Genomic DNA, 26,248 nt, shown 5'->3' with positions numbered 1-26,248 from the left:
ACAGGTACTGCACATGGCTTGAAGTCGATGCGATCGATGTGGGAGCTGGCTTGCCGGCGATAGGGCCCCTACAGGTTCAGGGGAGTTGGAAAAACGCCCGCGCCGTCGCTGTGGTATGCGCCGCCGTATGCTCGGCCGACTCACCCCGGTGCAAGGCCACTTCGCGCAACACCTCCGGCAGGAACGCCGGTTCGTTGCGCCCGTTCTTTGGCTTGGGCCGCAGGCTGCGCGGCAGCAGGTAAGGCGCATCGCTCTCCAGCATCAGCCGCCCCTCGGCAATGTTGCCCACGAGCGGGTGCAGGTGGGTGCCACGGCGTTCGTCGCAGATCCAGCCGGTAATACCGATGTGCAAGTCCATGTCCAGATAGGCAAACAGCGCATCGCGTTCGCCGGTAAAGCAGTGCACTACTGCGCCGGCCAGGTGGTCGCGGTAATCCTTGAGGATCGCCAGCAGGCGTTCGCTGGCGTCGCGTTCGTGCAGGAACACCGGCAGGCGCAGCTCGGCAGCCAGCGCCAACTGTGCCTCCAGGGCTTTTTCCTGGAGTGGGCGAGGGGAGAAGTCGCGGTTGAAATCCAGGCCGCATTCACCCACGGCGCGTACACGTGGTTCACTCAACAGCTGGCGCAACTGGCGCTCGCTGCCGGCATCCCAGGCCTTGGCATCGTGGGGATGTACGCCTGCCGTGGCGAACAGGTGCGCGCCGCCGGCATCCAGTTGCTGGCAAAGTTCCAGCGCCTGTTCGCTGACCGCCAGGCTGGTGCCCGTCAGCACCATCTGCGTGACCCCGGCCTCAAGGGCGCGCTCGACGATTGCCGCCTGTTGGTCGTGGAAACTGCTGTTGGTCAGGTTGACGCCGATATCGATCAGTTGCATGGTGCTACCTCGTGCCGCGGGTCGGCCAGCATAACAAAAACCGTGTTTTCTGAAAAAACCAAGAACTTCATGCTGTTGCCATGGTCTTTTACCGTCATTTCTCTCCCGGCGGTGCAACCCCATGGATGCCGCCCACCGACCACGGACACGACTTCGCATGCAGCGATGCTGGCTCATTTTCCTGCTGACGCTTGGGCTGACCTTGACAGGACCCGCCCACGCGCGCGCGCCAGGGCCGCAGCAGAGCATCCCGCCGACCAAGGTCCGTGACCTGCAACAGATTCGCACCAGCCAGGTGTTACGGGTGCTGGTCAACCAGAGCCGCAACAGCTCTGGTGAGGTCAAGGGTGAGCCGGTCGGCATCGAGTATTATCGCCTGCGTGCCCTGGAGCACTATCTCAATGCCCGCGCCGCTGACGGCCAGGAGATCCAGCTCAAGCTGATCCCTCGGGCCAAGGAGCAGCTGCTGGGCGCCTTGGCCCGTGGCGAGGGCGACCTGGCCGCGCCGGGCGAGCTGCTCGACCCTGGCGTGGTGCGCGGGGTCAGCAGCAGTGCGCCGGTGCTCGACCAGGTGCCGCTGCTGCTGGTGGGGCGCAGGGGCGAACGCAGCTTCAGCCATGTCGAGCAGTTGTCCGGGCGTACCGTGGTCCTGACCAGCGCCAGTGCCGCTGGCCCGTTGATCCAGCAGGTCAACCAGCAGCTGGCGCTGCGCAAGCGCGCGCCGATCAAGGTCGAGTGGGTCGACTCGACCCTGGCGGTGGAGGATGTGCTGGAAATGGTCCAGGCTGGCATCTATCACCTGACCGTGGTCGAGCAGCCGATCGCCCGGCGCTGGGCCCGGGTGATGCCGCGCCTGCGCCTGGACAGCCGCGTGAAAATGGGGGCGCCGCAAGCCATGCGTTGGTATGTGGGGCCCGATGCGCCGCAGTTGCTGGCCACGGTCGATCGCTTTCTGCAGGGTTACCGCGCGCCGGACAACCAGGACGCCGCGTTCGAGCGCATCTACCGCCGCCAGTACCGGGTACACGACCCGTTGGCCAGCAGGAATCGCCAGCGCCTGACCGCGCTGCGTGCGGTGCTGCAGAAACACGGTGAGGCGCAGCAGATCGATTGGCTCAACCTTGCCGCACTGGCCTTCAAGGAATCGACGCTCGACCCGGCAGCGCGCGGCACCGGCGGGGCCCATGGCCTGATGCAGATTACTCCGTCGGCGGCGCAGCGCGTGGGGGTGAGCAACACCGCCACGGTGGATGGCAATGTCCAGGCCAGTGCCCGTTACCTGGCGCTGATTCGGCGCAAGTTCTTTGCCAGTGCCAGAATCAACGAACGCGAGCGCATGGCCTTCGTGCTGGCGGCCTACAACCTGGGGCCCGAGCGGGTCCAGGCCATGCGCGCCGAAGCGCGGCGGCGTGGGCTGAATGGCGATCAGTGGTTCTTCCAGACCGAACGCATCGCCATGGAGCAGGTGGGCATGGGGCCGGTCAACTTCGTCAATAGCGTCAACAAGTACTTTGTAGCGTTCAATCGGGAGCGTGCTGCGCTGGAGCGTGTGGCGAAGCGCTGATAAATCGATTTTGTCGATTGTTATGTTGGGTTTTTTGCGATTTTCATATCTATTGAATCGATTATGATGGCGCCCATCCCAACACAACTTTCCCGCTTCAAGGAGATTTCGACATGAACAACGCTACCCTCAACGCCCTGTTCTCCACCCGCGCCGGCGCTGGCCTGAGCGTCATCCGTATCCTGCTCGGCATCATCTTCATCGCGCATGGTGCGCAAAAACTGTTCGGCATGTTCGGCGGCTATGGCCTGGAAGGCACCGGCCAATGGATGGAGAGCATCGGCCTGGCCCCGGGTTACCTGATGGCGCTGCTGTCCGGTAGTGCCGAGTTCTTTGGCGGCCTGGCCCTGGTGATCGGCCTGCTGGCCCGCCCCGCGGCTCTGGTGCTGGCAGTGACCCTGGTGGTGGCGATCCTCTCGGTGCACATCGGCAACGGCCTGTTCATGTCCAACAACGGTTATGAGTTCGGCCTGGCCCTGCTGGCCGGTACCGTCGCGGTACTGATCGAAGGCGCTGGCCGTTTCTCGCTGGACCGCCTGATCGCTCGCTGATACCGCATACGCCAAGATACAAGCCCAGGCCGATCACTTTCGGCCTGAGGCTTGTATCTTGCCGCTTGTAGCTCTAGCATACCGACTGCGCCGATTTAAACAGCTACTTGCGGGGCGCAGGAAGCCCACCTCCGGGTCATCCGAAATACCGCTAAAGCGCTGGTTCGGTGACGCCTCCCACCGCTGCCCAGCGGGATTCGCGAGGCGGAGAGAAGCTCCATGAGTTGCCCACGTACCAGTGTCTGTTTGAGCCCCTTGCCTGCCAGCCAGGTTTCCCGCACACCGCGCATCCTGCTCGGCGGCCAGCATCAACCCACTCTTTTACGTCACCTTGAAGGCCTGTCCCGGCGCAAGGGCCAGGCGCGTGCATTTCTGATCCAGTTCGCCGATACCGGCTGCCACCTCGCGCAGTATGGCAATGACCGTTTCGACCTGGCTGTGATCCAGGCCCCGGCGCCGGACGAGGCCGCCGAAATCATCGGCCACCTCACCCGTATCGCGCGCCAAGGCCTGATTACCCGCCGCTGAGGAGCGCGCTGTTGAGCACCAACATCATTACCACGGAAGGCCATGAGGCGCTGAAGAAAGAGCTGGACCACCTGTGGCGGGTGTACCGCCCGGAGATCACCCAGAAGGTAACCTGGGCGGCATCGCTGGGTGACCGCAGCGAGAACGCCGACTATCAGTACAACAAGAAGCTGCTGCGCGAGATCGACCGTCGGGTGCGTTACCTGCGCAAGCGTCTTGAAGATGTGAAGGTGGTGGCTTACTCGCCGCAGCAGGAGGGCAAGGTGTTCTTCGGTGCCTGGGTAGAGATCGAGAACGATGAGGGCGAGACCATGAAGTTTCGTATTGTCGGTTATGACGAGATCTATGGGCGCAATGACTACATCTCGATCGACTCCCCCATGGCTCGTGCCCTGCTGAAAAAGGAGGAGGGTGACGAGGTGGTGGTGCACACGCCTACCGGTGAAGCGACCTGGTACGTGAACAGCATCACTTACGGCCAATAAATTGATGTTGTTTGTGCCGGCCTCTTCGCGGGCTTGCCCGCTCCCACAGGTTTGCCACCGCATTTGAAGGTTGTGCCGGCGTGGTGGGAGCGGGCAAGCCCGCGAAGAGGCCGGCACAGGCAACCCTCAACTTTCGCGCAACACCGCCAACGGGCTGGCATTCAACGCCCGCCGCGTTCCCAGCACCCCCGCACCACCCACCAACAGCGCCCCTGCCAGCGGCAACAACAACAGCCACACATGCGGGCTCCATTGCAGGTCGAAGGCGTAGCGGTACAGCACCAGGGTAATCAGCTCGCACCCGACCGCGGCCAGCAAGCCGCTGGCCGCACCCAGCAAGCCGAACTCGATCCGCCGTGCCCTGACCAGTAGTGGCCGCGCCGCGCCCAGTGCACGCAGCAAGGCCCCCTGGCGAATGCGCTCGTCCAGCGTTGCCTGCAAGCCGGCGAACAGTACCGCCAGCCCGGCCGCCAGCACGAAAAGCAACACGTACTCCACCGCCAGGGTCACCTGGGCCAGGATGCTGCGCAACTGATCGAGCAAGGCGTCCACCTGCAGAATGGTCACCGCCGGGAATGCCCGTGACAGCGCCACCACATCCAGGTCATGGCCCGCTGCCAGATAGAAGCTGGTCAGATAGGTGGTTGGCAGCCCCTGCAGCGTGCCGGGCTGGAAGATCATGTAGAAGTTCGGCTGGAAGCTGTCCCAGTGCACGCTGCGCAGGCTGCTGACCCGTGCCTGGCGCTGCTGGCCGCCGATGTCGAAGGTCAGCAGGTCACCCAGTTGCAGCTTCAGGCTGCTGGCCAGTTCCGCCTCCACCGACACACCGGGGATTTCATCTGCGGCGGGCAGCGCCTGCCACCAGTTGCCACCCGTCAAGGCGTTGCCTTCGGGCAGTTCGGCCGCCCAGGTCAGGCTGAGGTCGCGCTGCACGGCACGTTCGCCTGCCGAGTCCTTGCTGACCACCTGCTGCACCGGTTGCTCATTGATACGCACCAGTCGGCCAGGTGTCACCGGGTACAGCGGCGCCGAGGTTGCATTGACCTGCTGCAGGTGGCGGGCGAAGGGCTCACGGTCATCCGGCAGGATGTTCAGGGCGAAATGGTTGGGTGCATCCTTGGGCAGCTGCGCTTGCCAGGTGTCGAGCAGTTCCGCACGCAGCAGGGCGACCAGGGCCATGGCCAGCAGGATCAGGCCGAAGGCCAGGGCCTGGCCGGCAGCGGCCATGGGGTGGCGCAGCAGTTGGCCCAGCCCCAGGCGCCAGGTCAGTGGGGCCCCGCCCAGCAACTCGCGCAGGCTGCGCAAACCGAGTAGCAGCAGGCCGCCGAGCAGCAGCGCGGCGACCAGGCCGCCACCGAGCAGGGCGAAGGTGAGCAGCAGGTCGAGGCTCAGCCGCCACATGATCAGGCCCAGGGCGAACAGCGCCGCGCCGTACACCAGCCAGCTGCTGGGCGGTATCGGCAGCAGGTCGCGGCGTAGCACGCGCAGCGGTGGCACCTGGCCCAGCGCGGCGATTGGCGGCAGGGCGAAACCGGCCAGGGCCACCAGCCCGGTAGCGATGCCGGCCATGGCCGGGACGATGCCGCCTGCAGGTACCACGCTTGGCAGCAAGCCGTGCAGCAGGCGGAACAGGCCCAGTTGGGCCAGCCAGCCGAGCAGGGCGCCGGCCAGCGCTGCGACCAGGCCGAGCATGGCCAATTGCAGGCAGTACAGGCCCAGCGCCTGGCGGCGCGAAAGGCCCAGGCAGCGCAGCAGGGCGCTGGCGTCCAGGCGGCGTGCGGCATAGCGGCTGGCCGACAGGGCCACGGCGACGCCTGCCAGCAGCACGGCCACCAGGCTGGCCATGTTCAGGTAGCGCTCGGCCTTGCCCAGGGCGCCGCCAACCTGCTGGTTACCATCGCGAGTGTCGCGCAGGCGCTGGTTGGCGGCCAGGTCCTTGTTCAGTGCCTCGCGGTACTGGGCCAACGCTTCGGCATCGCCGCGCCACAGGTCGCGGTAGGTAACCCGGCTACCCGGCTGGATCACGCCGGTGGCCGGCAGATCGGCCAGGTTCATCATTACCCGAGGGGTAAGGCTGTAAAAGTTGTTGGCGCGGTCCGGTTCGTAGGTCAGCACGCGGCTCATGCGCAAGGTTTTCATACCCACGTCGATGCTGTCGCCAACCTTCAGCCCCAGTGCCGCCAGCAGGCGTGGTTCGACCCATGCTTCGCCGGGTGCCGGGCCGCCGCCCGGGGTTTCTGCGGCATACGGCGCCGCGGCGCTGCGCACTTGCCCGCGCAACGGGTAGGCACCATCGGCAGCCTTGACGCTGGACAGCTGGATGCCGTTGTCGCCGCCGACAACGCTGGTGAATTCGACCACCTGGGCGTGGCGCAGGCCTAGTGCCTTGCCGGTCTCGATCTGCTGGTCGCGGGCCGGGGCGCTGCCCTGTAGCACCAGGTCGGCACCGAGGAACTCGCTGGCACGCAGTTGCATGGCACCGTTGAGGCGGGCACCGAAATAGCCGATGGCAGTGCTCGCCGCCACCGCCACCAGCAGGGCGAAGAACAACACGCGCACTTCGCTGGCGCGGATGTCGCGCAGCAACTGGCGCAGGGCCAGGCCGCACAGGCGGGACAGCGGCATGTGGTTCATCAGGCCTCCACCGGGGCCACCAGGCGGCCCGCATCCAGGCGGATCTGGCGGCGGCAGCGCCGGGCCAGGCGTTCGTCATGGGTAACCAGCACCAGGGTGGTGCCGCGCTCCTTGTTCAGTTCAAACAGCAGATCGCTGATGCGCTCGCCGGTGTGGCTGTCGAGGTTGCCGGTAGGTTCGTCGGCGAACAGCACTGCCGGTTGCGCGGCGAAGGCGCGGGCGATGGCCACCCGTTGCTGTTCGCCGCCCGAAAGCTGGCGCGGGGTATGGCTCAGGCGCTTGCCCAGGCCGACCCGTTCGAGCAAAGTGCGCGCGTGTTCGCGGGCATCGCGGCGGCCATCCAGTTCCAGGGGCAACATGACGTTCTCCAGGGCATTGAGGCTGTCGAGCAGCTGGAACGACTGGAACACGAAGCCCACATGTTCGGCGCGCACCCGTGCGCGTTGGTCTTCATCCAGCGGCCCAAGGTCGTGACCAGCGAGGATGACCTTGCCGGCACTGGGCTGGTCGAGACCGGCGAGCAGGCCGAGCAGGGTCGACTTGCCCGAGCCCGAGGCGCCGACGATGGCCAGGCTGTCGCCCTGGGCCAGGTCGAGAGACAGCGCGTGCAGGATGGTCAGGTCACCTTCCGCGCTGGGGACCACTTTGCTAAGGTTCTGCGCAACGAGAATGCTGGGGCCCATGGAGAATCCGATGCGAGTGTGGTGGTTGAGTGCCGGTCTGGCCCTGTATTGCCTGGCCCAGAGCGCGGCGGCGGGAACACTTCTGGTTGTCGGCGATAGTATCAGCGCCGGTTTTGGCCTGGATACCCGCCAGGGCTGGGTGTCCCTGTTGCAGACCCGCCTGCGGGACGAAGGTTTCGACGACAAAGTGGTCAATGCATCGATCAGCGGTGACACCAGTGCCGGTGGCCAGGCGCGGCTGCCGGCGCTGCTTGCAGCACACAAGCCGAGCCTGGTGGTGCTGGAACTGGGCGGCAACGACGGCCTGCGCGGGCAGCCGCCAGCGCAATTGCAACAAAATCTTGCCTCGATGATCGAGAGTGCGCGCAAGGCCGGTGCCAAGGTGGTGCTGCTGGGCATGCGCCTGCCACCCAATTATGGCCTGCGCTACACCACTGCCTTCGCCCAGGTTTATGAACGGCTGGCGACAGAGAAACAGGTTCCGCTGGTGCCGTTTTTCCTCGAGGGGGTAGGGGGCGTGCCGGAATTGATGCAGGCGGATGGTATTCACCCGGCCCAGGCCGCCCAGCAGCGCCTGCTGGAAAATGCCTGGCCGGCGATAAAACCCTTGCTGTGACGCTTTAAACGGCGCCGGCTTTCGGCTAATGTTGCGCCCCCCGTTTCGAGTGCCACCGATGCCGCGCCCTGCCTGGTCCCTGTACGCCTACCAACTGATCGAGCCTGATGAGCAGCTCGACCTGTTTGCCTGCCAGGAAATCCGCGTCCACCTGGTGGCCCGCCAGCTCGAGCTGGGCGTACCGGCTGACCGCACGTTGTGCGGTGGCCTGTTGCCGGCGCAACCGCGCTGGTCGGGGGTGCCGCGCTCGATCTACCGCGACGGCCGCCTGTGCGACCTGTGCCGTGCCATTCTAGATGCGCAGCGGCGCGGCATGCGCCCGGTGTGGCCGGAACTGCAGGGCGGCTGAACAGCGCACCTTTCATCATCTGAAACGCTTGCATGGTGCCAATGCCTCCCGCTTGCATCGGCGCGGGTGTACAATCGATTCTCTTGACCCACCTTTCGAAGGATTTACCGGATGTTGCCGCGCTTTCCTGCCGTCACCCGTAGCCTGTCCCTGGCCGCCCTGCTGGTAGCAGGCCCCGCTGCTGCGCTGGAGCTGCCACTGCCACCACCCGGTGAAGACATCATCGGCCAGGTGCAGGTGATCAAGGCAAAGTACGAGGACACGTTCGCCGATATCGGCACTGCCAACGACCTCGGCTACCTGGAAATGATCGCTGCCAACCCGGGCGTAGACCCATGGCTGCCAGGAGCGGGCACCGAGATCATCCTGCCCACCCGCTACATCCTGCCGCCTGGCCCGCGTGAAGGCATCGTCATCAACCTGGCCGAATACCGCATGTACTACTTCCCGAAAGGGCAGAATGTGGTGCATACCTTCCCGCTGGGCATTGGCCGTGAAGGCTGGGGTTCACCGATCGCCAACACCAAGATCACCGCCAAGACGCCAAACCCGACCTGGACCCCGCCAGCGTCGATCCGCGCCGAGCACGCGGCTGACGGCGATATCCTGCCGAGCGTGGTGCCGGCCGGTCCGGACAACCCGCTGGGGCCGTTCAAGTTCACCCTCGGGGTGCCGGGCTACCTGATCCACGGCTCTAACAAGAAGTTCGGCATTGGCATGCGTACCAGCCACGGTTGTTTCCGCATGCTCAACAACAATGTGCTGGAACTGTCGAAGATGGTGCCGGTGGGGACGCCGGTGCGCATCATCAACGAGCCCTACAAGTTCGGTATCAGTGGCGGCAAGGTCTATCTGGAGGCACACACGCCGCTGGACGACCAGGGTAATCCGTCGGTGGTCGATAAACACACTGCAGTCATCAACGCCTTGCTCAAGCGTGAAGACCTGGCCAATAACCTGCGCATGAACTGGGACATGGTGCGTGACGTGGTGGCCGCGGAAGATGGCATGCCGGTCGAAATTGCCGTGCCGACCGAAAGCCAGGGTGGCGCGCCGATGGTTTCGAGCATTCCGCCCGAACTGCAGTAAGGTTATTGCGACATACCCGGGCCTGCCTTAGTGCAGGCCTTTTCGTTTCTGCCTGGCGCGTTTGCCTTGTGCGCAGGCAATAAAAAAGCCGACCCACAAGTGGGTCGGCTCCATAACAATCCGTGAGGATTATTACTTGCGGCTGGCTTTGTCCAGCATACGCAGAGCGCGCTCGTTGGCTTCGTCAGCGGTCTGCTGAGCCTTCTGAGCGGCTGCCAGTGCGTCGTCAGCCTTACGGTAGGCTTCGTCAGCACGAGCTTGAGCGCGAGCTGCTGCGTCTTCAGTCGCAGTCAGACGAGCTTCGGTTTCTTTGGATACGCTGCTGCAACCGGTAGCCAGAACTGCGGCCAGAGCCAGAGCAGAGAATTTCAGAACGTTGTTCATCGTGTTCCCCTTCAAGGACTTTCTATTAAATAGCCATCTCTCGGAAAAGAGAAACTGGCCGGCGTACATAGTACCCATTACTTGTAGTAAGTAAACTGACTAAGCGCAAGAACTGCAAAAAAAATGTTGCTTGACGCCTTTCCGACAAGATTTGCGACACGCCTGTGAAAAAAACGTGCAGGGACCGCAAGCGTTTGTAGTACGGGAACTTTTTTGTTGAACTAGCGGTGACTTTAACTGTCGTTCAGCGTCTTAAGCCCTAGTACATCCGGTGGCCGTTGGCGTGCAAGCAAGAGTCGCTCTGGCTGCATTCCAGCCATTTTTAACCGCCACCACCTTGAGCAATCCCGCCCGCGGCGCCTACTATCTTGTGAGTGCCAGAGGATCCGAACGATTGCAATCGTCCAGTGGTCGAAGTGGGCAACAGGTGGCGTAGAGGATTCTGTGCCGGATAAACCACCATCGGTTAAGGTATGGGTCTGCCGACAAGACCTGCGAGGAGTAGTGATGAGCGAAGCGCTGACCATCCACCATGACCAGGCCGGTCATCAGTTCGAGACCAACGTGGACGGTCATCGTGCCTATCTGACGTACATGGATCTGGGCAAGCAGACGCTGGACATCTATCGCACCTTCGTACCCAACGCCCTGCGCGGCCGCGGGATTGCTGCCGCCCTGACCGAACGGGCCCTGGAGTACGCGGAACAGATGGGCTACACGGTGATCCCGTCCTGCTCGTACGTGGAGCGCTACATGGAGCGCCAGCAGCGGCATTCGAGCAAGGTCTGATTCCGTAAAAAAAAGCGGGGCCGCTTTGCGCCCCATTCGCGGCACAAGGCCGCTCCTACAGGGTTATGCGATTTCCTGTAGGAGTGGCCTTGTGCCGCGAATGGGGCGCGAAGCGGCCCCTCTCTTTATCGCGTCAGCCGCGCTTGCGCTGCGGCAGCACATCTTTCAGCTTGGCCCGCATGCTGCGCAGGGTCTTCTCGGTCGCCGACCAGTCGATGCAGGCATCGGTGATAGACACGCCATACTGCAGCTCGTCCAGGTTCTTCGGAATCGACTGGCAGCCCCAGTTCAGGTGGCTCTCGACCATCAGGCCGATGATCGACTGGTTGCCTTCGAGAATCTGGTTGGCGACGTTCTCCATCACCAACGGTTGCAGGGCCGGGTCCTTGTTGGAGTTGGCGTGGCTGCAGTCGACCATGATGTTGGCCTTGATCCTGGCCTTGGCCAGGTCCTGCTCACAAAGGGCGACACTGACCGAGTCGTAATTCGGCTTGCCGTTGCCGCCGCGCAGTACCACGTGGCCGTACGGGTTGCCCTTGGTGGTGACGATCGACACGCCACCTTCCTGGTTGATGCCGAGGAAGCGGTGCGGTTTGGACACCGACTGCAGGGCATTGATGGCAACGGTCAGGCCGCCGTCGGTGCCATTCTTGAAGCCGACTGCCGAGGACAGGCCCGAAGCCATCTCGCGGTGAGTCTGGGATTCGGTGGTGCGAGCGCCGATGGCCGACCAGCTGATCAGGTCCTGCAGGTATTGCGGGGAAATCGGGTCGAGCGCTTCGGTGGCGGTCGGCAGGCCCATTTCGGCCAGGTCCAGCAGCAGCTTGCGGCCGATGTGCAGACCATCCTGGATCTTGAACGAGTCATCCAGGTACGGGTCGTTGATCAGGCCTTTCCAGCCGACGGTGGTGCGCGGTTTTTCGAAATACACGCGCATTACCAGGTACAGCGTGTCAGACACTTCCTCGGCCAGCACTTTCAGGCGCTCGGCGTACTCGTGGGCGGCCTTGATGTCGTGGATCGAGCAGGGGCCGACCACGACGAACAGGCGATGGTCCTTGCCGTCGAGAATATTGCGCACCACTTCACGGCCGGCAGTCACGGTCTGCAGGGCCTTGGCGCTGAGGGGGATTTCCTTCTTGAGCTGATCGGGGGTGATCAGGGTCTCGTTGGAGGCAACGTTCAAGTCATCGATCGGTAAATCAGCCATCGTGTTACTCGTCAGGTCACGGTGCCGGCCGCCAACTATCCCCGTGCGGCCCAGCAGCAAGAATAATCGCAGCGGGGAGCCGAACCTTAGCGCGTTACAGGTGGCGCGACAATGGGCTGGGCCCAGTCTGTGTGGGGTTTTTCCGAGATGACAGGTGTTTGCCACGCAGAGGCTGCCCAGCGCTGCGCAACCTGTGTAAAAAGAGGGCTGACCTTTACCTGGAGATCGGCATGCATCCGCACACACCACGAATCGGCATCATCGGCAGTGGCGCCATCGGCGGCTTCTATGGGTTGATGCTGGCCCGGGCCGGCTTCGATGTGCATTTTCTGCTGCGCAGCGAGTACGAGGTTGTCCGCGAGCAGGGGTTGGCGCTGGACAGTGCCGTGCATGGCACCGTGCAGTTGAAGGTGCAGGCGTATGCCAGTGCAGCCGAAATGCCACCCTGCGACTGGCTGCTGGTGGGGGCCAAGGCCACCAGCAATGACCAGTTGGCACCGCTGATCGTGCAGGCGGCCGCGCCGGGTGCCAAGGTGGTACTGCTGCAGAACGGCCTGGGCGTGGAGGCGCAGTTGCGCCCGGCCTTGCGCAGCGACATGCACCTGCTTGGCGGCCTGTGTTTCATCTGCGTCAACCGCCAGGCGCCCGGTGTGATCCGGCACCAGGCCCTGGGGGCGGTCAATCTTGGCTACCACAGTGGGCCGGCCAGCGATGGCGGCAGCGCGCTGGTCGATGAAGGCGTGGGGCTGTTCCAGGCGGCGGGCATCGACTCGCAGGCCATGCCCGACCTGGCCCTGGCGCGCTGGCAGAAGCTGGTGTGGAACGTGCCCTACAACGGCCTGTCGGTGCTGCTCGCCGCCAGCACCACGGCGCTGATGGCGGACAGCCATAGCCGCACCTTGATCCAGGCCTTGATGGCCGAGGTGGTGCAGGGCGCGGCGGCGTGTGGCCATGTGTTGCCTGAGGGGTATGCCGAGCACCTGTTCCAGGTGACCGAGCGCATGCCCGACTACTGGCCCAGCATGTACCACGACCATGTCCACAAGCGCCCGCTGGAGCTACAGGCCATCTATGCCGAGCCGTTGGCGCAGGCGCGTGCGGCAGGCTGCCGTTTGCCGCGGATGGAGATGCTGTACCAGGCGCTGGCCTTCATCAACCGTGGCGAGCAGCCCCGCTGAGGGCGGCTTCGCCCGCGCCCGGGGCTCTGCAGCCCTCGCCGGCAGCGCGCCAGACGGCAAAGCGTGTGTCCGGCGCGCTGCTAAGCTGAAGCTTGCTCTGCCGCAGCGGCAGTCGAGGAGGTCGAATGATCCACTCCATGCTGTACGCCACCGACCTCGGTGTCTACGCCCCTTTTGTCATGCAGCACGCGCTGGCGCTGGCGCGCACATTCGGCGCCGAGTTGTATGTGATCCACGCGGTAGAGCCCATGGGCCAGTTCGCTGAATCTCTCCTGCAAAGCTACCTCGATGAACAGACGCTCGACCAACTGCACAGCCAGGGGGTGAACACGGTGATGGCCAACATCGAGCAGCGTGTGCTGGAAAACTTTCGCGACGAGCTGGGCGAGGAGGCCGACCTGGCGGTGATCAAGGCTGTGCGGGTACGCCAGGGCGACCCGGCGCAGGTGATCCTTGAGCAGGCGCAGCGGCTGAGCGTCGACTTGCTGATTTTCGGTAGCCACAGTGCTGGTGCCGGCGTGGATGTGCCATTGGGGCGCACGGCGGTACGGCTGCTGCAGCTGTCGCCAGTGCCGGTGTACATGGTGCCGTTGGCGCAGCATTTGGGGCGTAGGAAAGCATGAAGATGGCTGTAGGCCATTTCGATAGGTATGTAACAAAATAGTTCTAGATTTATTTCCAGAACCACTAATATAGTTATATATCGTCGCCGCCTGCTGCCGCGGACTCATCGCTGAACCGAGGGGAACCTATGAAGCTTCAACAACTGCGCTACATCTGGGAAGTGGCGCACCATGACCTCAACGTCTCCGCGACGGCGCAAAGCCTGTATACCTCCCAGCCAGGTATCAGCAAGCAGATCCGCCTGCTCGAGGATGAACTGGGTGTTGAAGTCTTTGCCCGCAGCGGCAAGCACCTGACCCGCGTCACCCCGGCCGGTGAGCGCATCATCACGACCGCCGGCGAAATCTTGCGCAAGGTCGAAAGCATCAAGCAGATTGCCCAGGAGTTCTCCAACGAGAAGAAGGGCACGCTGTCCATCGCCACCACCCACACCCAGGCGCGTTACGCCTTGCCGCCGGTGATCAGCAGCTTCATCAAGCAGTACCCGGAAGTGTCCTTGCACATGCACCAGGGTTCGCCCATGCAGATTGCCGAGATGGCCGCCGACGGTACCGTCGACTTCGCCATCGCCACCGAAGCGCTGGAGCTGTTCGGCGACCTGATCATGATGCCGTGCTACAAGTGGAACCGCTGCGTGGTGGTGCCGCAAGGTCACCCGCTGGCCAAGCTGCCGAAGCTGACCCTGGAAGCTGTGGCTGAATACCCGATCGTCACCTATGTATTCGGGTTTACCGGGCGCTCGAAGCTGGACGAGGCCTTCAACCACCGTGGCCTCACGCCGAAGGTGGTGTTCACTGCGGCAGACGCCGACGTGATCAAGACTTATGTGCGCCTGGGGTTGGGCGTGGGTATCGTCGCCGGCATGGCCGTGGACGCCAAGCTCGACAGCGACCTGGTGGCACTGGATGCCAGCGAGTTGTTCGAAGCCAGCATCACCAAGATCGGCTTCCGCCGTGGCACCTTCCTGCGCGGCTTCATGTGCGACTTCATCGAGAAGTTCGCCCCTCACCTGACCCGTGAAGTGATGGCCAAGGCCATTCAGTGCCATAACAAGCAGGAGCTGGAAGAGCTGTTCGAAGGCGTCGAACTGCCGGTGCACTGATTCCGGCATGCTGGGGCTGTGAAACAGCCCCGGCTACCTCAAGCCTTGCTGATCAGGTTGCCAGCGTGCAACCCGCATTCCTTCTGCGTCGACTCTTCCCACCACCAACGCCCTTCGCGCTCATGCTGGTTAGGCAGCACCGGGCGGGTACATGGCTCGCAGCCAATGCTGATGAAGCCGCGCTCGTGCAGGCTGTTGTACGGCAGCTCCAGCATGCGGATATAGCCCCACACTTCCTCGCTGGACATCTGCGCCAACGGGTTGAACTTGTACAGGGTACGCTCGGGGGTAGAGAAGGCGCTGTCGATTTCCACTGCCGCCACCTGGCTGCGGGTTCCCGGGCTCTGGTCGCGGCGTTGGCCGGTGGCCCAGGCGCTGACGGTGGCCAGCTTGCGACGCAGCGGCTCGATCTTGCGGATGCCGCAGCACTCGCCGTGGCCGTCCTTGTAGAAGCTGAACAGGCCCTTTTCCTTGACGAACGGGTCGAGTTTGGCACGGTCGGGGCTGAGGATTTCGATCGGCAGGTTGTACTGCTCGCGCACTTGGTCGATGAACCGATAGGTCTCCGGGTGCAGGCGGCCGGTGTCGAGGCTGAATACCTTGACCTGCTTGTTCAGCTTCCAGGCCATGTCCACCAGCACCACGTCCTCGGCGCCGCTGAAGGAGATCCACAGGTCATCACCAAAGTGCTCGAAGGCAAGCTTGAGGATGTCCTGCGGGGACTTGTTGGCATAGGTCGCGGCCAGGGCGGCGACGTCGAAGGGTTGGCTCATCAGGCGGTTTCCATCGTGGCTGTGGCGCTGTGCGCTCGTAGTAAGGTGATGGTAACAAAAAATGGCGGGGTAGACGGACTTGGAGTCGGTAGCGGCTGCTTCGCGGGCTCGCCCGCTCACAAGCCTTGCAAGGTCTCCATCAGCACGCGCACTTTGGCAATCGACTCTTCATACTCGGCCTGCCACTCGGAGTCGGCCACCACCGCGCCGCCGCCCCAGCAGCTAACCTGTCCGCCCTTGACCAGCAGGCTGCGAATGGCAATCGAGCTGTCCATCTCGCCGCGCACATCCACGTAGAGCAGTGACCCGCAGTACAGCGCCCGGCGCGCCGGCTCCAGTTCATCGATGATCTGCATGGCGCGGATCTTCGGTGCGCCGGTGATCGAGCCGCCGGGGAAGCTGTCGCCGATCAGGTCAAGGGCGTCCTTGTCGCTGGCCAGCCGGCCGGTGATGCTGCTGACCAGGTGGTGCACGTTGGGATAGCTCTCCAGGCTGAACAGTTCCGGTACCTTCACCGAGCCTATCTCGCAGGTGCGTCCCAGGTCGTTGCGCAGCAGGTCGACGATCATCAGGTTTTCCGAGCGATCCTTGGGGCTATGCAGCAGCTCCTCGGCATTGCGCACGTCTTCGGCAGGATTGCTGGCGCGCGGTCGGGTGCCCTTGATCGGCCGCGTTTCCACCTGGCGCTGGCTGACGCGGATGAAGCGCTCGGGCGAAAAACTCAGCAGGGCGCTGCCGTCGGCCAGTTGCTGATAGCCGGAGAAGGGGGTGGGGCAGGCTTTGCGCAGGGCCTGGTAAGCGTGCCACGGGTCGCCCTGGCAGGGCGCGCGGAAGCGCTGCGTCAGGTTGATCTGGTAGCAGTCGCCGGCCTGGATGTAGCGCTGCACCTGGTCAAAGGCCGCCTTGTACTGCTCGGGCAGCAGGTCGCCGGCCATTGGCGCAAGTAGCTGGAAACTGCCGCTCTCTGCGTTGTCGACACCCTCGAACAGGTCGATCAAGCGTTCGCGTTCGCTGCCCGAAAGACTCGGGTGCAACACCAGTTGGCTGGTCGCGCACTGGTGGTCGGTGACCAGCGCCCAGGCATACAGGCCCAACTGGGCGTCTGGCAGGCCGAGATCGTCCATGGCCAGGCTGGGCAGGTGCTCCAGGCGGCGGCCGAAGTCGTAGCTCAGGTAGCCGATCAGGCCGCCGGCGAAAGGCAGCTCGCTGCCTTCGGGCAACTGCGCGTGCCCCAGTTGCGCCAGGCCAGCGCGCAGGCGCTGGAGGAAGGCACGGCCCTCTTCGCCGGGTTGTGCTTGCAAGTGTTGCAGCGGCCAGGCGCTGATCAGGTCGAAGCGGCCGCGCTCGGCGCCGGGGCGGGCGCTGTCCAGCAGGATCGCGCCGGGGACCTGGCGCAGGCGGGCGAAGTAGGCGGCAGGGTCGGGCTGGTAGGGCAGGGGGTGGAGCGTACAGGTCGGCATCAGTGTGGACGGCGATGTAAAAGCGAGGAGGGCGATTGTAGACCTGTGCAGGTAAAGCGCCTAGCACTGGTGCGACATTCAGCATTTTGTTTGCAGCCCATTCGCAGCACAAGGCTGCTCCTACAGGTTTACGCTATATCCTGTAGGAGCAGCCTTGTGCTGCGAATGGTCCGCAAAGCGGCCCCGGCATTTTCAGCGCGGATGCACGTGCCCGAACAAGCCTTGCGACACCCGCACGCGCTGTTCGGCATCTTCGCTGATGCCATCCTTGGCCAGTGCTTCGATGTGCGCCTCGATCGCATGGGTACGTTGGGTAAGCCCGCAATCGTTGGCGATCTGGATGTTCAGGCCAGGGCGCGCGTTGAGCTCTAGAATCAGCGGCCCCTTGTCCTGGTCCAGCACCATGTCGACACCGATGTAGCCCAGGCCGCACAGCTCGTAGCAGCCGGCGGCCAGCTTCATGAAGCCGTCCCAGTTCGGCAGTTGCACGCCATCCACTGCGTTGGTGGTGTCGGGGTGCTTGCTGATGATGTTGTTCAGCCAGGTGCCGCGCAGGGTCACGCCGGTGGCCAGGTCGACACCCACGCCGATGGCGCCCTGGTGCAGGTTGGCCTTGCCGCCGGACTGGCGGGTCGGTAGGCGCAGCATGGCCATCACCGGGTAGCCCATCAGCACGATGATGCGGATGTCCGGCACGCCTTCGTAGCTGATGCTCTTGAATATCTGGTCAGGGGTGACCCGGTACTCGATCAGCGCGCGGTCGCGGTGCCCGCCCAGCGAGTACAGGCCGGTGAGGATGCTCGAGATCTGGTGCTCGATCTCCTCATGGCTGATGATCTTGCCCGACACCGTGCGGTAGCGGTCCTCGAAGCGGTCGGCGATCACCAGGATGCCGTCACCGCCGGCGCCCTGCGCCGGCTTGATGACGAAATCGCTGCGCCCGCCGATGATCTGGTCGAGCTTCTCGATCTCTTTCTCGGTCTCGATGATGCCGTACATTTCCGGCACATGGATGCCGGCCGCCAGGGCGCGCTCCTTGGTGATGATCTTGTCGTCGACGATCGGGTACAGGTGGCGCTTGTTGTACTTCAGTACGTAGTCCGCGTTACGCCGGTTGATACCCATGATGCCCCGGGCCTCCAGGGCTTTCCATGTTTTGATCAGGCCAAACATCAGGCGTCAGCCTTCTTCAGGAATGCCTTGAAGCGCACGAGCTCGGTCAGGCGGTAGCCGCGGTAGCGGCCCATTGCCAGCATGAAGCCCACCAGGATCAGCAGCACGGCGGGGAAGGTGAACACGAAGTACACCAGCTCCGGCACCATCATCAACAGGTGTGCCAGGGAAGCTGCGAACAGGGTGCCGATGGCCACTTTCATGGCATGGCCACCGCCACGTTCTTCCCAGGTGATGGACAGGCGCTCGATGGTCATGGTCAGGATAACCATCGGGAACAGCGCGACCGACAGCCCGCGCTCCAGGCCCAGCTTGTGGCTGAACAGGCTGATGGCGGCAATCAGCACCACGACGAAGGTCAGTACCACCGACAGGCGAGGCAGCATCTGCAGTTTCAGGTGTTCCAGGTACGAGCGCAGCGACAGGCCCAGCGCGGTGATGACCGTGAACAGCATGATGCCGAAGCCCAGCTGGGTCTCGCGGAAGGCCAGGGCGATCAGTACCGGGGTGAAGGTGCCCAGGGTCTGCAGGCCGATCAGGTTGCGCAGCACCAGAATCACCAGCACACCGATCGGGATCATCACCATGATCATGAAGGTTTGCTGGGTTTGCAGCGGCAGGCCGTACAGCGAATATTCGAGGAAGTCGGCGTCGGTATTCTCGTCGGTCAGCTTGGCCAGGCGGATGGCGTTCATCTCGCTGTTGTTCATGCTGAAGGTGACGTTGGCCTTCTTGCCGCCATCGACGGTGATCAGGTTGTCGTCACCGGTCCACCACAGCAGGCGATCGCTGGGCAGGCCCTGCTCGCCGGTGTCCGGGTTGAAGTACAGCCAGTCGGTGCCGTTGAAGCTGCGCAGCCACAGTTCCGGGGTTTGCGGGGTGTCGGCCACCAGGCGGATGGTGTGCACCTTCTCCATCGGTACGTGGGCGATCGACAGCAGCAGGTCGATGACCTGGGCCTTCTTCATGGTCGTGGTGTCGCCGGCCAGCAGCAGCTTGACGTTGTCGTCGTTGAGGTTGTTGACCCGCTTGATGGTCTCGCTGACGAAGGTCTCGACGTCGGCCGAGTGCTGGCGGATCGGCGCCATCAGGGCCTCGGCGGCGATCTTCTCGGGGCCTTCCACGGCCAGGCTGTCACGGAAGGTCGGGCCTTTGATCGTGGTCTTCTCGTTGCTGTAGCGCTTGGTCAGCACCAGGCGGTAGTAGAGGGTCTGGTTGCCGCTGGCGCGGCGGGCCGACCAGGTGACCTTGCGGTTGCCGTCGGCACGGTTGACGCTCACCCCATAGTTGTTGGAGATGAAGCTCTCGTTGAGGCTGACGTAGTCGCGGTTCAACGGTGGCACGAACATCTGCACCTTGACCGGGTCCTTGGTGCTGGCCACGAACTCGACCTTGGCGTCGATGTTCCACAAATCGTCGGTTTCATCCTCGGTTACCGGGATGCCGAGTACGAAGATCTGATAAGCCGTGACCGCCACGCCCAACAGCACCAGCACGGTGATCAGGACTTTCAGATGGAGGGTAAGAGAGCGCATCGGGATTACTCTGCTTTGGGAGCGTCGGTGGCACAGGCAGGTTTGCCGGCCGCGTATTTAAGGCTTGGGTCGACCAGCGCGTCGAAGTGCTTGAGCGCCTCGGAGCCGATCAGCAGCGGGAACTGGAAGGCGCTGCGGTCGGTGAGGTTGACTTCGATGGTGCGCATGGCCTGGCCCATGCAGATTTCAAGTTCGATGACCGGGCGTGCGGTGTAGGCCTTGCCCGATTCAGCATCATAGTCGCCGGCCCGGCGCTTGATCTTGCTTACGCGTGCCAGCGGGCGTTCGATAGGGTGCGAATGGGCAGCGTCGATGGCCAGGTAGAAGCGCACCCAGCTTTCGCCGTTGCGCTTGAAACGCTTGATGTCGCGAGCGCTGAGCGAGGCGGTCTTGGCGCCGGTGTCGAGCTTGGCGGCCACTTCCAGGTCCAGGTCGCCCAGGCGTGCATATTCGTTGAGACCGTACACGGTCTTGCCTGCGGCCTGGCCTAGGGCCGGCAGCAGGGTGAGGCAGAGCAGCAATAATGCGGGTGTAAGTCTCATAATCCTGGCGCGGTGCAGTGCAAGGTTCGGGGCTGTTTTCAAAGCCATGTTCAGAGCCGTGTTCAGGGCAAGGCGACTGGCAGCGACTGCGCAAGCTTCCTCGTTCATCTGTCAACAGCATGAATGGATGACAGACAGGCTATCCATACTCCAACGGAGGCGCGGCATTCTATCACGCCGGCGTCTTGACGCCAGCGGTGCGCGATCTGACAGCGGCGGGCCGGCGTTAGTTCGCTCTTAGACGATTGTCGACAATATTCATTTTGTCTTTGACTGCTGTGACCGAATTAGCTAATTTCTGGCAAAGAGATTTGCAAGGTGTCGACAATATGCAGGACCTATCCACCTCCAGTCCGGTGCTGACAGACGAAACGGAAACCCTGTCCGAAAACGTCTTCCGGCGTATCCAGGCGGCCATCGTCAAGGGCGATATCGCCCCCGGCAGCAAGATTTCCGAGCCGGAGCTGGCGCGCACCTACGGCATCAGCCGCGGGCCGCTGCGCGAGGCCATCCACCGCCTCGAAGGCCAGCGTCTGCTGGTGCGCGTGCCGCATGTGGGGGCACGGGTGGTTTCGCTCAATCACGTCGAACTGATCGAGCTCTATGAAATTCGCGAATCGCTGGAGGGCATGGCCTGCCGGCTGGCCGCCGAACGCATGAGCCAGGCCGACATCGACGAATTGCGCCGGGTGCTCGATACCCACGAGCGCGATGCCGCCTTCCAGGCCGGCCAGGGCTACTACCAGCAGGAAGGTGACTACGACTTCCATTACCGGATCATCCAGGGCAGCGGCAACCAGACCCTGGTCAAGATGCTCTGCGGCGAGCTGTACCAGCTGGTGCGCATGTACCGCATCCAGTTCTCGGCCACGCCCAACCGGCCACGTCAGGCCTTTGCCGAACACCACCGCATTCTCGACGCCATCGCCGACCGTGACGGCGAGCTGGCCGAACTCCTGATGCGCCGCCACATCGGCGCGTCCAAGCGCAATATCGAGCGTCACTACCTGGACGCCCACAACAACAGCCCACGAGGTGAGAAATGACTGTGAAGAGCACCCCCGGTCAGCGTTTCCGCGACGCCGTTGCCGCTGAACATCCGCTGCAGGTGGTTGGCGCCATCAACGCCAACCATGCCCTGCTGGCCAAACGCGCCGGCTTCAAGGCCATCTACCTGTCCGGTGGCGGCGTCGCCGCCGGTTCGCTGGGCCTGCCGGACCTGGGCATCAGCGGCCTGGACGATGTGCTCACCGACGTGCGTCGCATCACCGACGTGTGCGACGTGCCGCTACTGGTGGATGTCGACACCGGTTTCGGTGCCTCGGCCTTCAACGTCGCCCGCACCGTGCGCTCGATGAGCAAGTTCGGCGCTGCCGCCATCCATATCGAGGACCAGGTTGGCGCCAAGCGCTGCGGCCACCGCCCGAACAAGGAGATCGTCAGCCAGCAGGAAATGGTCGATCGCATCAAGGCCGCAGTCGATGCCCGTACCGATGACAGCTTCGTGATCATGGCGCGTACCGACGCCCTGGCCGTCGAGGGCCTGAACGCCGCGCTGGACCGCGCCGCCGCCTGCGTCGAGGCCGGTGCCGACATGATCTTCCCGGAAGCCATTACCGAGCTGCAGATGTACAAGACCTTTGCCGACCGGGTGAAGGCACCGATCCTGGCCAATATCACCGAGTTCGGCGCCACGCCGCTGTACACCACCGAAGAGCTGGCCTCGGTCGACGTGTCGCTGGTGCTGTACCCGCTGTCGGCCTTCCGCGCCATGAACAAAGCCGCCGAGAATGTCTATACCGCGCTGCGCCGTGACGGCACGCAGAAGAACGTGATCGACACCATGCAGACCCGCATGGAGCTCTACGAAGCCATTGGTTATCACGCCTTCGAGCAGAGCCTCGATGCGTTGTTTGCCCAGAAGAAGGGCTGAAGGTCAAAGATTTGCATTGGAGCGGCTGGCCTCTTCGCGGGTGAACCCGCTCCCACAAGTACGGCGTGATGCTCGATACCTGTGGAACCCTGTGGGAGCGGGTTTACCCGCGAAGGGGCCGGCACAGGTTTCAACGATTAGCCAGACTTCCATAACAAGTTCAAGAAAGGAGAAACACCATGGCCGAAGCAAAAGTACTCAGTGGCGCAGGCCTGCGCGGCCAGGTGGCCGGCCAGACCGCATTGTCCACCGTGGGCCAGGCCGGTGCCGGGCTGACCTACCGAGGTTACGACGTGCGTGACCTGGCCGCCGGTGCCGAATTCGAAGAAGTCGCCTACCTGCTGTTGTACGGCGAGCTGCCGAGCAAGGCCGAACTGGCCGACTACAAGCGCAAGCTCAAGGGCCTGCGTGACCTGCCCCAGGCGCTGAAGGAAGTGCTCGAGCGCATCCCGCGCGACGCCCACCCGATGGACGTGATGCGCACTGGTTGCTCGGTGCTCGGTACCCTGGAACCGGAGCTGACCTTCGAAGCCCAGCGCGAGAAGACCGACCGCCTGCTCGCGCTGTTCCCGGCGGTGATGTGCTACTGGTACCGCTTCACCCACCACGGCGTGCGCATCGACTGCACCAGCGACGAAGACACCCTCGGCGGGCATTTCCTGCACCTGCTGCACGGCAAGAAACCCAGCGACCTGCACGTCAAGGTGATGAACGTTTCGCTGATCCTTTACGCCGAGCACGAATTCAACGCTTCCACCTTCACCGCACGCGTCTGTGCCTCGACCTTGTCCGACCTGTATTCCTGCATCACCGCAGCCATCGGCTCGCTGCGCGGCCCGCTGCACGGTGGAGCCAACGAGGCGGCGATGGAGCTGATCGAGCGTTTCCAGAGCCCGCAGGAAGCTACTGCCGAGCTGCTGCGCATGCTTGAGCGCAAGGACAAGATCATGGGCTTTGGCCATGCCATCTACAAAGAGTCCGACCCGCGCAACGAGGTGATCAAGGGCTGGTCGAAGCAGCTGGCCGACGAAGTGGGCGACAAGGTGCTGTACCCGGTTTCCGAAGCCATCGACAAGACCATGTGGGAGCAGAAGCGCCTGTTCCCCAACGCCGACTTCTACCATGCCTCGGCGTACCACTTCATGGGCATCCCGACCAAGCTGTTCACCCCGATCTTCGTCTGCTCGCGCCTGACCGGCTGGGCGGCGCACGTCTTCGAGCAGCGCGCCAACAACCGCATCATCCGCCCGAGCGCCGAGTATGTCGGTGTCGAGCAGCGCCAGTTCGTGCCGATCGACCAGCGCTGATTAGATATAGAGAGGCAACCCGTTTCCCTTGTGGGAGCGGGCTTGCCCGCGAATGCGTCCGTACTGGCAACCGCATTGCACCTGCTGACGCATTTGCGGGCACGCCCGCTCCCACGGGGGCGGTGAAACCTTCCGAATCCTGTGACCGAGCCTGATTCCATGATGAATACTGCATTCCGCAAGCACCTGCCAGGCACCGACCTGGACTATTTCGATGCCCGCGCGGCGGTCGAGGCGATCAAGCCCGGCGCCTACGACGGGCTGCCTTACACTTCTCGCGTGCTCGCCGAAAACCTGGTGCGCCGTTGCGACCAGGCCACCCTCGACGCCTCGCTGGGCCAGCTGATCGAGCGCAAGCGCGATCTCGACTTCCCATGGTTCCCGGCGCGGGTGGTGTGCCACGATATCCTTGGCCAGACCGCGCTGGTCGACCTCGCCGGCCTGCGTGACGCCATTGCCGACAAGGGCGGCGACCCGGCCCAGGTCAACCCGGTGGTGCCGGTGCAGCTGATCGTCGACCACTCGCTGGCCGTCGAGTGCGGTGGTTTCGACCCGCAGGCCTTCGAAAAGAACCGCGCCATCGAAGACCGCCGCAACGAAGACCGCTTCCACTTCATCAACTGGACCAAGAAGGCGTTCAAGAACGTCGACGTGATTCAGCCGGGCAACGGCATCATGCACCAGATCAACCTGGAGAAGATGTCGCCGGTGATCCACAACGACCGTGGCGTGGCCTACCCGGACACCTGCGTCGGCACCGACAGCCACACCCCGCATGTCGACGCCCTGGGCGTGATCGCTATTGGCGTGGGTGGCCTGGAAGCCGAGAACGTGATGCTCGGCCGTGCCTCGTGGATGCGCCTGCCGGAAATCGTCGGCGTCGAGTTGACTGGCAAGCTGGCGCCGAACATCACCGCCACCGACCTGGTGCTGGCCCTGACCGAATTCCTGCGCAAGCAGAAAGTCGTCGGTGCCTACCTGGAGTTCCACGGCGAAGGTGCCCGTGCCCTGACCCTGGGCGACCGCGCCACCATCTCCAACATGGCCCCGGAATATGGCGCCACCGCGGCGATGTTCGCCATCGACCAGCAGACCATCGACTACCTGCGCCTGACCGGCCGCGAAGAGCAGCAGGTCAAGCTGGTGGAAGCCTATGCCAAGGCCACCGGCCTGTGGGCCGATAGCCTGGGCGGCGCCGTCTACGAGCGCACCCTGAGCTTCGATCTGTCGAGTGTGGTGCGTAACATGGCCGGCCCGTCCAACCCGCATGCCCGTGTCGCCACCAGTGAACTGGCGGCCAAAGGCATCGCCGGCAACTGGGAAGAAGTGCCGGGGCAGATGCCTGACGGCGCAGTGATCATTGCCGCCATCACCAGTTGCACCAACACCAGCAACCCACGCAACGTGATTGCCGCAGGCCTGCTGGCGCGCAATGCCAACAAGCTGGGCCTGGCCCGCAAGCCTTGGGTCAAGTCGTCGCTGGCACCTGGCTCCAAGGCCGTGCAGTTGTACCTTGAAGAGGCGGGGCTGGAGAAGGAGCTGGAACAGCTCGGCTTTGGCATCGTCGCCTTCGCCTGCACCACCTGCAACGGGATGTCCGGCGCCCTGGACCCGGTGATCCAGCAGGAGATCATCGACCGTGACCTGTACGCCACCGCCGTGCTGTCGGGCAACCGCAATTTCGACGGGCGTATCCACCCCTATGCCAAGCAGGCCTTCCTCGCATCGCCGCCACTGGTGGTGGCCTACGCCATCGCCGGCACCATCCGCTTCGACATCGAGAAGGATGTGCTGGGTGTGGTCGATGGCAAGGAGATCCGCCTCAAGGACATCTGGCCCAGCGACGAAGAGATCGACGCCGTGGTGCGTGCCGCGGTCAAGCCTGAGCAGTTCCGCAAGGTGTACATCCCGATGTTCGCCATCGAGGAAGACCGCGGGCCAAAGGTGGCGCCGCTGTACGACTGGCGCCCGATGAGCACCTACATCCGCCGCCCGCCATACTGGGAAGGGGCCCTGGCCGGCGAACGTACCCTGCGCGGCATGCGCCCGCTGGCAGTGTTGCCGGACAACATCACCACCGACCACCTGTCGCCGTCCAACGCCATCATGCTCGACAGCGCTGCCGGCGAGTACTTGGCGAAGATGGGCCTGCCGGAGGAAGACTTCAACTCTTACGCGACCCACCGTGGTGACCACCTGACCGCCCAGCGCGCCACCTTCGCCAACCCCAAGCTGTTCAACGAAATGGTGCGCAAGGAAGACGGCAGCGTGCAGCAGGGCTCGCTGGCGCGTATCGAGCCGGAAGGCAAGGTCACCCGCATGTGGGAGGCGATCGAGACCTACATGGAGCGCAAGCAGCCGCTGATCATTGTTGCCGGTGCCGACTACGGCCAGGGTTCGTCCCGTGACTGGGCGGCCAAGGGGGTGCGCCTGGCCGGTGTCGAGGCGATCGTCGCCGAAGGCTTCGAGCGTATTCACCGGACCAACCTGGTGGGCATGGGCGTACTGCCGCTGGAGTTCAAGCCGGGCACCGATCGCAAGACCCTCGGCCTGGATGGCAGCGAGACCTATGACGTGCTGGGCGCGCGGACGCCGCGGGCGACGCTGACCCTGGTGGTTACCCGCGCCAACGGCGAGCGCCTGGAGGTACCGGTGACCTGCCGCCTGGACACCGCCGAGGAAGTGTCGATCTACGAGGCCGGCGGGGTGCTGCAGCGCTTTGCCCAGGACTTCCTCGAAGCGACCGCCTAATCAAGAGCAGCGCGGTCCCTGTGGGAGCGGGTTTACCCGCGAATGCGTCAGCAGATGCAACATGGTTTTCTGATCGGACGCTTTCGCGGGTGAACCCGCTCCCACAGGGGCTGT

Annotated in this window: 25 protein-coding genes; 15 read left to right on the top strand and 10 right to left on the bottom strand. The window is 63.7% G+C overall.

From position 1 onward, the window contains the following. Positions 1 to 76: 76 nt before the first annotated feature. The gene (locus CAF70_RS10530; RefSeq protein ID WP_085624704.1) at positions 77 to 874 is read right to left on the bottom strand and encodes a TatD family hydrolase; all 798 of its coding nucleotides are present in this window, start codon (positions 872 to 874) and stop codon (positions 77 to 79) included. Positions 875 to 1,031: 157 nt separating this feature from the next. Between CAF70_RS10530 and CAF70_RS10525 the strand changes: the two genes are divergently transcribed. The 4 genes from CAF70_RS10525 to greB all read left to right on the top strand — a co-directional run bounded on the left by CAF70_RS10525 (position 1,032) and on the right by greB (position 4,002). After that, positions 1,032 to 2,438 carry a transglycosylase SLT domain-containing protein gene (locus CAF70_RS10525; protein ID WP_085624702.1) on the top strand — a complete coding sequence of 469 codons (1,407 nt, stop codon included), beginning with the start codon at positions 1,032 to 1,034 and terminating at the stop codon, positions 2,436 to 2,438. Positions 2,439 to 2,551: 113 nt separating this feature from the next. Beyond that, the gene (locus tag CAF70_RS10520) at positions 2,552 to 2,989 is read left to right on the top strand and encodes a DoxX family protein (protein WP_085624700.1); all 438 of its coding nucleotides are present in this window, start codon (positions 2,552 to 2,554) and stop codon (positions 2,987 to 2,989) included. Positions 2,990 to 3,208: 219 nt separating this feature from the next. Then, positions 3,209 to 3,517: a hypothetical protein gene (locus CAF70_RS10515; protein WP_085624698.1), complete on the top strand. Its 309-nt coding sequence runs from the start codon at positions 3,209 to 3,211 to the stop codon at positions 3,515 to 3,517. An 11-nt stretch (positions 3,518 to 3,528) separates the two neighbouring features. Beyond that, on the top strand, positions 3,529 to 4,002 hold the full coding sequence (gene greB / locus CAF70_RS10510) for a transcription elongation factor GreB (protein WP_063914016.1): 474 nt from the start codon (positions 3,529 to 3,531) through the stop codon (positions 4,000 to 4,002). A 126-nt stretch (positions 4,003 to 4,128) separates the two neighbouring features. Here the strand turns inward: greB and CAF70_RS10505 are convergent, their stop codons facing one another. Beyond that, positions 4,129 to 6,636 (bottom strand): ABC transporter permease, encoded by a 2,508-nt coding sequence (locus tag CAF70_RS10505; protein WP_085624696.1) that lies wholly within the window; start codon positions 6,634 to 6,636, stop codon positions 4,129 to 4,131. Next, on the bottom strand, positions 6,636 to 7,319 hold the full coding sequence (locus CAF70_RS10500) for an ABC transporter ATP-binding protein (protein WP_016714756.1): 684 nt from the start codon (positions 7,317 to 7,319) through the stop codon (positions 6,636 to 6,638). The genes CAF70_RS10505 and CAF70_RS10500 overlap by 1 nt, the downstream gene beginning before the upstream one ends. 10 nt (positions 7,320 to 7,329) lie before the next feature. Here CAF70_RS10500 and CAF70_RS10495 point away from each other — a divergent pair, with 10 nt between their 5' ends. The 3 genes from CAF70_RS10495 to CAF70_RS10485 all read left to right on the top strand — a co-directional run bounded on the left by CAF70_RS10495 (position 7,330) and on the right by CAF70_RS10485 (position 9,373). After that, a complete protein-coding gene (locus CAF70_RS10495; RefSeq protein ID WP_085624694.1) occupies positions 7,330 to 7,935 on the top strand; it encodes an arylesterase in 606 nt (201 codons plus the stop codon). Between the two features lie 58 nt (positions 7,936 to 7,993). Then, positions 7,994 to 8,284, top strand: a complete 291-nt coding sequence (locus tag CAF70_RS10490) for a hypothetical protein (RefSeq protein ID WP_013971899.1) — start codon at positions 7,994 to 7,996, stop codon at positions 8,282 to 8,284. Between the two features lie 111 nt (positions 8,285 to 8,395). Beyond that, positions 8,396 to 9,373 (top strand): L,D-transpeptidase family protein, encoded by a 978-nt coding sequence (locus CAF70_RS10485; protein ID WP_085624692.1) that lies wholly within the window; start codon positions 8,396 to 8,398, stop codon positions 9,371 to 9,373. Positions 9,374 to 9,505: 132 nt separating this feature from the next. On the opposite strand, the gene oprI is transcribed toward CAF70_RS10485, so the two are convergent. After that, positions 9,506 to 9,757 (bottom strand): outer membrane lipoprotei OprI, encoded by a 252-nt coding sequence (gene oprI, locus CAF70_RS10480; protein WP_003259780.1) that lies wholly within the window; start codon positions 9,755 to 9,757, stop codon positions 9,506 to 9,508. Between the two features lie 507 nt (positions 9,758 to 10,264). Here oprI and CAF70_RS10475 point away from each other — a divergent pair. After that, positions 10,265 to 10,546, top strand: a complete 282-nt coding sequence (locus tag CAF70_RS10475; RefSeq protein WP_025338432.1) for a GNAT family N-acetyltransferase — start codon at positions 10,265 to 10,267, stop codon at positions 10,544 to 10,546. Between the two features lie 133 nt (positions 10,547 to 10,679). Here the strand turns inward: CAF70_RS10475 and CAF70_RS10470 are convergent, their stop codons facing one another. Next, positions 10,680 to 11,756: a 3-deoxy-7-phosphoheptulonate synthase gene (locus CAF70_RS10470; protein WP_063914021.1), complete on the bottom strand. Its 1,077-nt coding sequence runs from the start codon at positions 11,754 to 11,756 to the stop codon at positions 10,680 to 10,682. 230 nt (positions 11,757 to 11,986) lie between these two features. Between CAF70_RS10470 and CAF70_RS10465 the strand changes: the two genes are divergently transcribed. The 3 genes from CAF70_RS10465 to cysB all read left to right on the top strand — a co-directional run bounded on the left by CAF70_RS10465 (position 11,987) and on the right by cysB (position 14,660). Beyond that, complete coding sequence (locus tag CAF70_RS10465) at positions 11,987 to 12,934, top strand: putative 2-dehydropantoate 2-reductase (protein WP_085624690.1); 948 nt, start codon at positions 11,987 to 11,989, stop codon at positions 12,932 to 12,934. A gap of 125 nt (positions 12,935 to 13,059) precedes the next feature. Further along, the gene (locus CAF70_RS10460) at positions 13,060 to 13,557 is read left to right on the top strand and encodes a universal stress protein (protein ID WP_085624688.1); all 498 of its coding nucleotides are present in this window, start codon (positions 13,060 to 13,062) and stop codon (positions 13,555 to 13,557) included. 128 nt (positions 13,558 to 13,685) lie between these two features. After that, a complete protein-coding gene (cysB, locus tag CAF70_RS10455) occupies positions 13,686 to 14,660 on the top strand; it encodes an HTH-type transcriptional regulator CysB (protein WP_085624686.1) in 975 nt (324 codons plus the stop codon). A 38-nt stretch (positions 14,661 to 14,698) separates the two neighbouring features. Here the strand turns inward: cysB and CAF70_RS10450 are convergent, their stop codons facing one another. The 5 genes from CAF70_RS10450 to CAF70_RS10430 form a co-directional block, all read right to left on the bottom strand. Next, complete coding sequence (locus tag CAF70_RS10450) at positions 14,699 to 15,433, bottom strand: phosphoadenylyl-sulfate reductase (RefSeq protein WP_085624684.1); 735 nt, start codon at positions 15,431 to 15,433, stop codon at positions 14,699 to 14,701. 116 nt (positions 15,434 to 15,549) lie between these two features. Continuing rightward, complete coding sequence (gene pabB / locus CAF70_RS10445; protein WP_085624682.1) at positions 15,550 to 16,893, bottom strand: aminodeoxychorismate synthase component I; 1,344 nt, start codon at positions 16,891 to 16,893, stop codon at positions 15,550 to 15,552. Positions 16,894 to 17,085: 192 nt separating this feature from the next. Continuing rightward, the gene (locus CAF70_RS10440; RefSeq protein WP_085624680.1) at positions 17,086 to 18,066 is read right to left on the bottom strand and encodes an alpha-L-glutamate ligase-like protein; all 981 of its coding nucleotides are present in this window, start codon (positions 18,064 to 18,066) and stop codon (positions 17,086 to 17,088) included. Beyond that, a complete protein-coding gene (locus CAF70_RS10435) occupies positions 18,066 to 19,601 on the bottom strand; it encodes an inactive transglutaminase family protein (protein WP_085624678.1) in 1,536 nt (511 codons plus the stop codon). Before CAF70_RS10435 ends, CAF70_RS10440 begins: the two co-directional genes overlap by 1 nt. Before the next feature lie 5 nt (positions 19,602 to 19,606). Next, positions 19,607 to 20,143 (bottom strand): ATP-dependent zinc protease, encoded by a 537-nt coding sequence (locus CAF70_RS10430; RefSeq protein ID WP_025338438.1) that lies wholly within the window; start codon positions 20,141 to 20,143, stop codon positions 19,607 to 19,609. 329 nt (positions 20,144 to 20,472) lie between these two features. Here CAF70_RS10430 and CAF70_RS10425 point away from each other — a divergent pair, with 329 nt between their 5' ends. From CAF70_RS10425 to acnD, 4 genes are all read left to right on the top strand, one after another. Beyond that, positions 20,473 to 21,189, top strand: coding sequence for a GntR family transcriptional regulator (locus tag CAF70_RS10425; RefSeq protein ID WP_085624675.1), 717 nt, complete (start codon positions 20,473 to 20,475; stop codon positions 21,187 to 21,189). Further along, entirely contained in the window at positions 21,186 to 22,076 is an 891-nt protein-coding gene (gene prpB / locus CAF70_RS10420; protein ID WP_085624673.1) for a methylisocitrate lyase, read from the top strand. Before CAF70_RS10425 ends, prpB begins: the two co-directional genes overlap by 4 nt. A 179-nt stretch (positions 22,077 to 22,255) precedes the next feature. After that, the gene (prpC, locus tag CAF70_RS10415; RefSeq protein ID WP_085624671.1) at positions 22,256 to 23,383 is read left to right on the top strand and encodes a 2-methylcitrate synthase; all 1,128 of its coding nucleotides are present in this window, start codon (positions 22,256 to 22,258) and stop codon (positions 23,381 to 23,383) included. 162 nt (positions 23,384 to 23,545) lie between these two features. After that, entirely contained in the window at positions 23,546 to 26,134 is a 2,589-nt protein-coding gene (gene acnD, locus CAF70_RS10410) for a Fe/S-dependent 2-methylisocitrate dehydratase AcnD (RefSeq protein ID WP_085624670.1), read from the top strand. Positions 26,135 to 26,248 lie beyond the last annotated feature (114 nt).

It is taken from the genome of Pseudomonas sp. B19(2017), assembly GCF_002113165.1.
GTDB lineage: Bacteria > Pseudomonadota > Gammaproteobacteria > Pseudomonadales > Pseudomonadaceae > Aquipseudomonas.
This window is presented reverse-complemented; position numbering and strand designations above follow the sequence as displayed.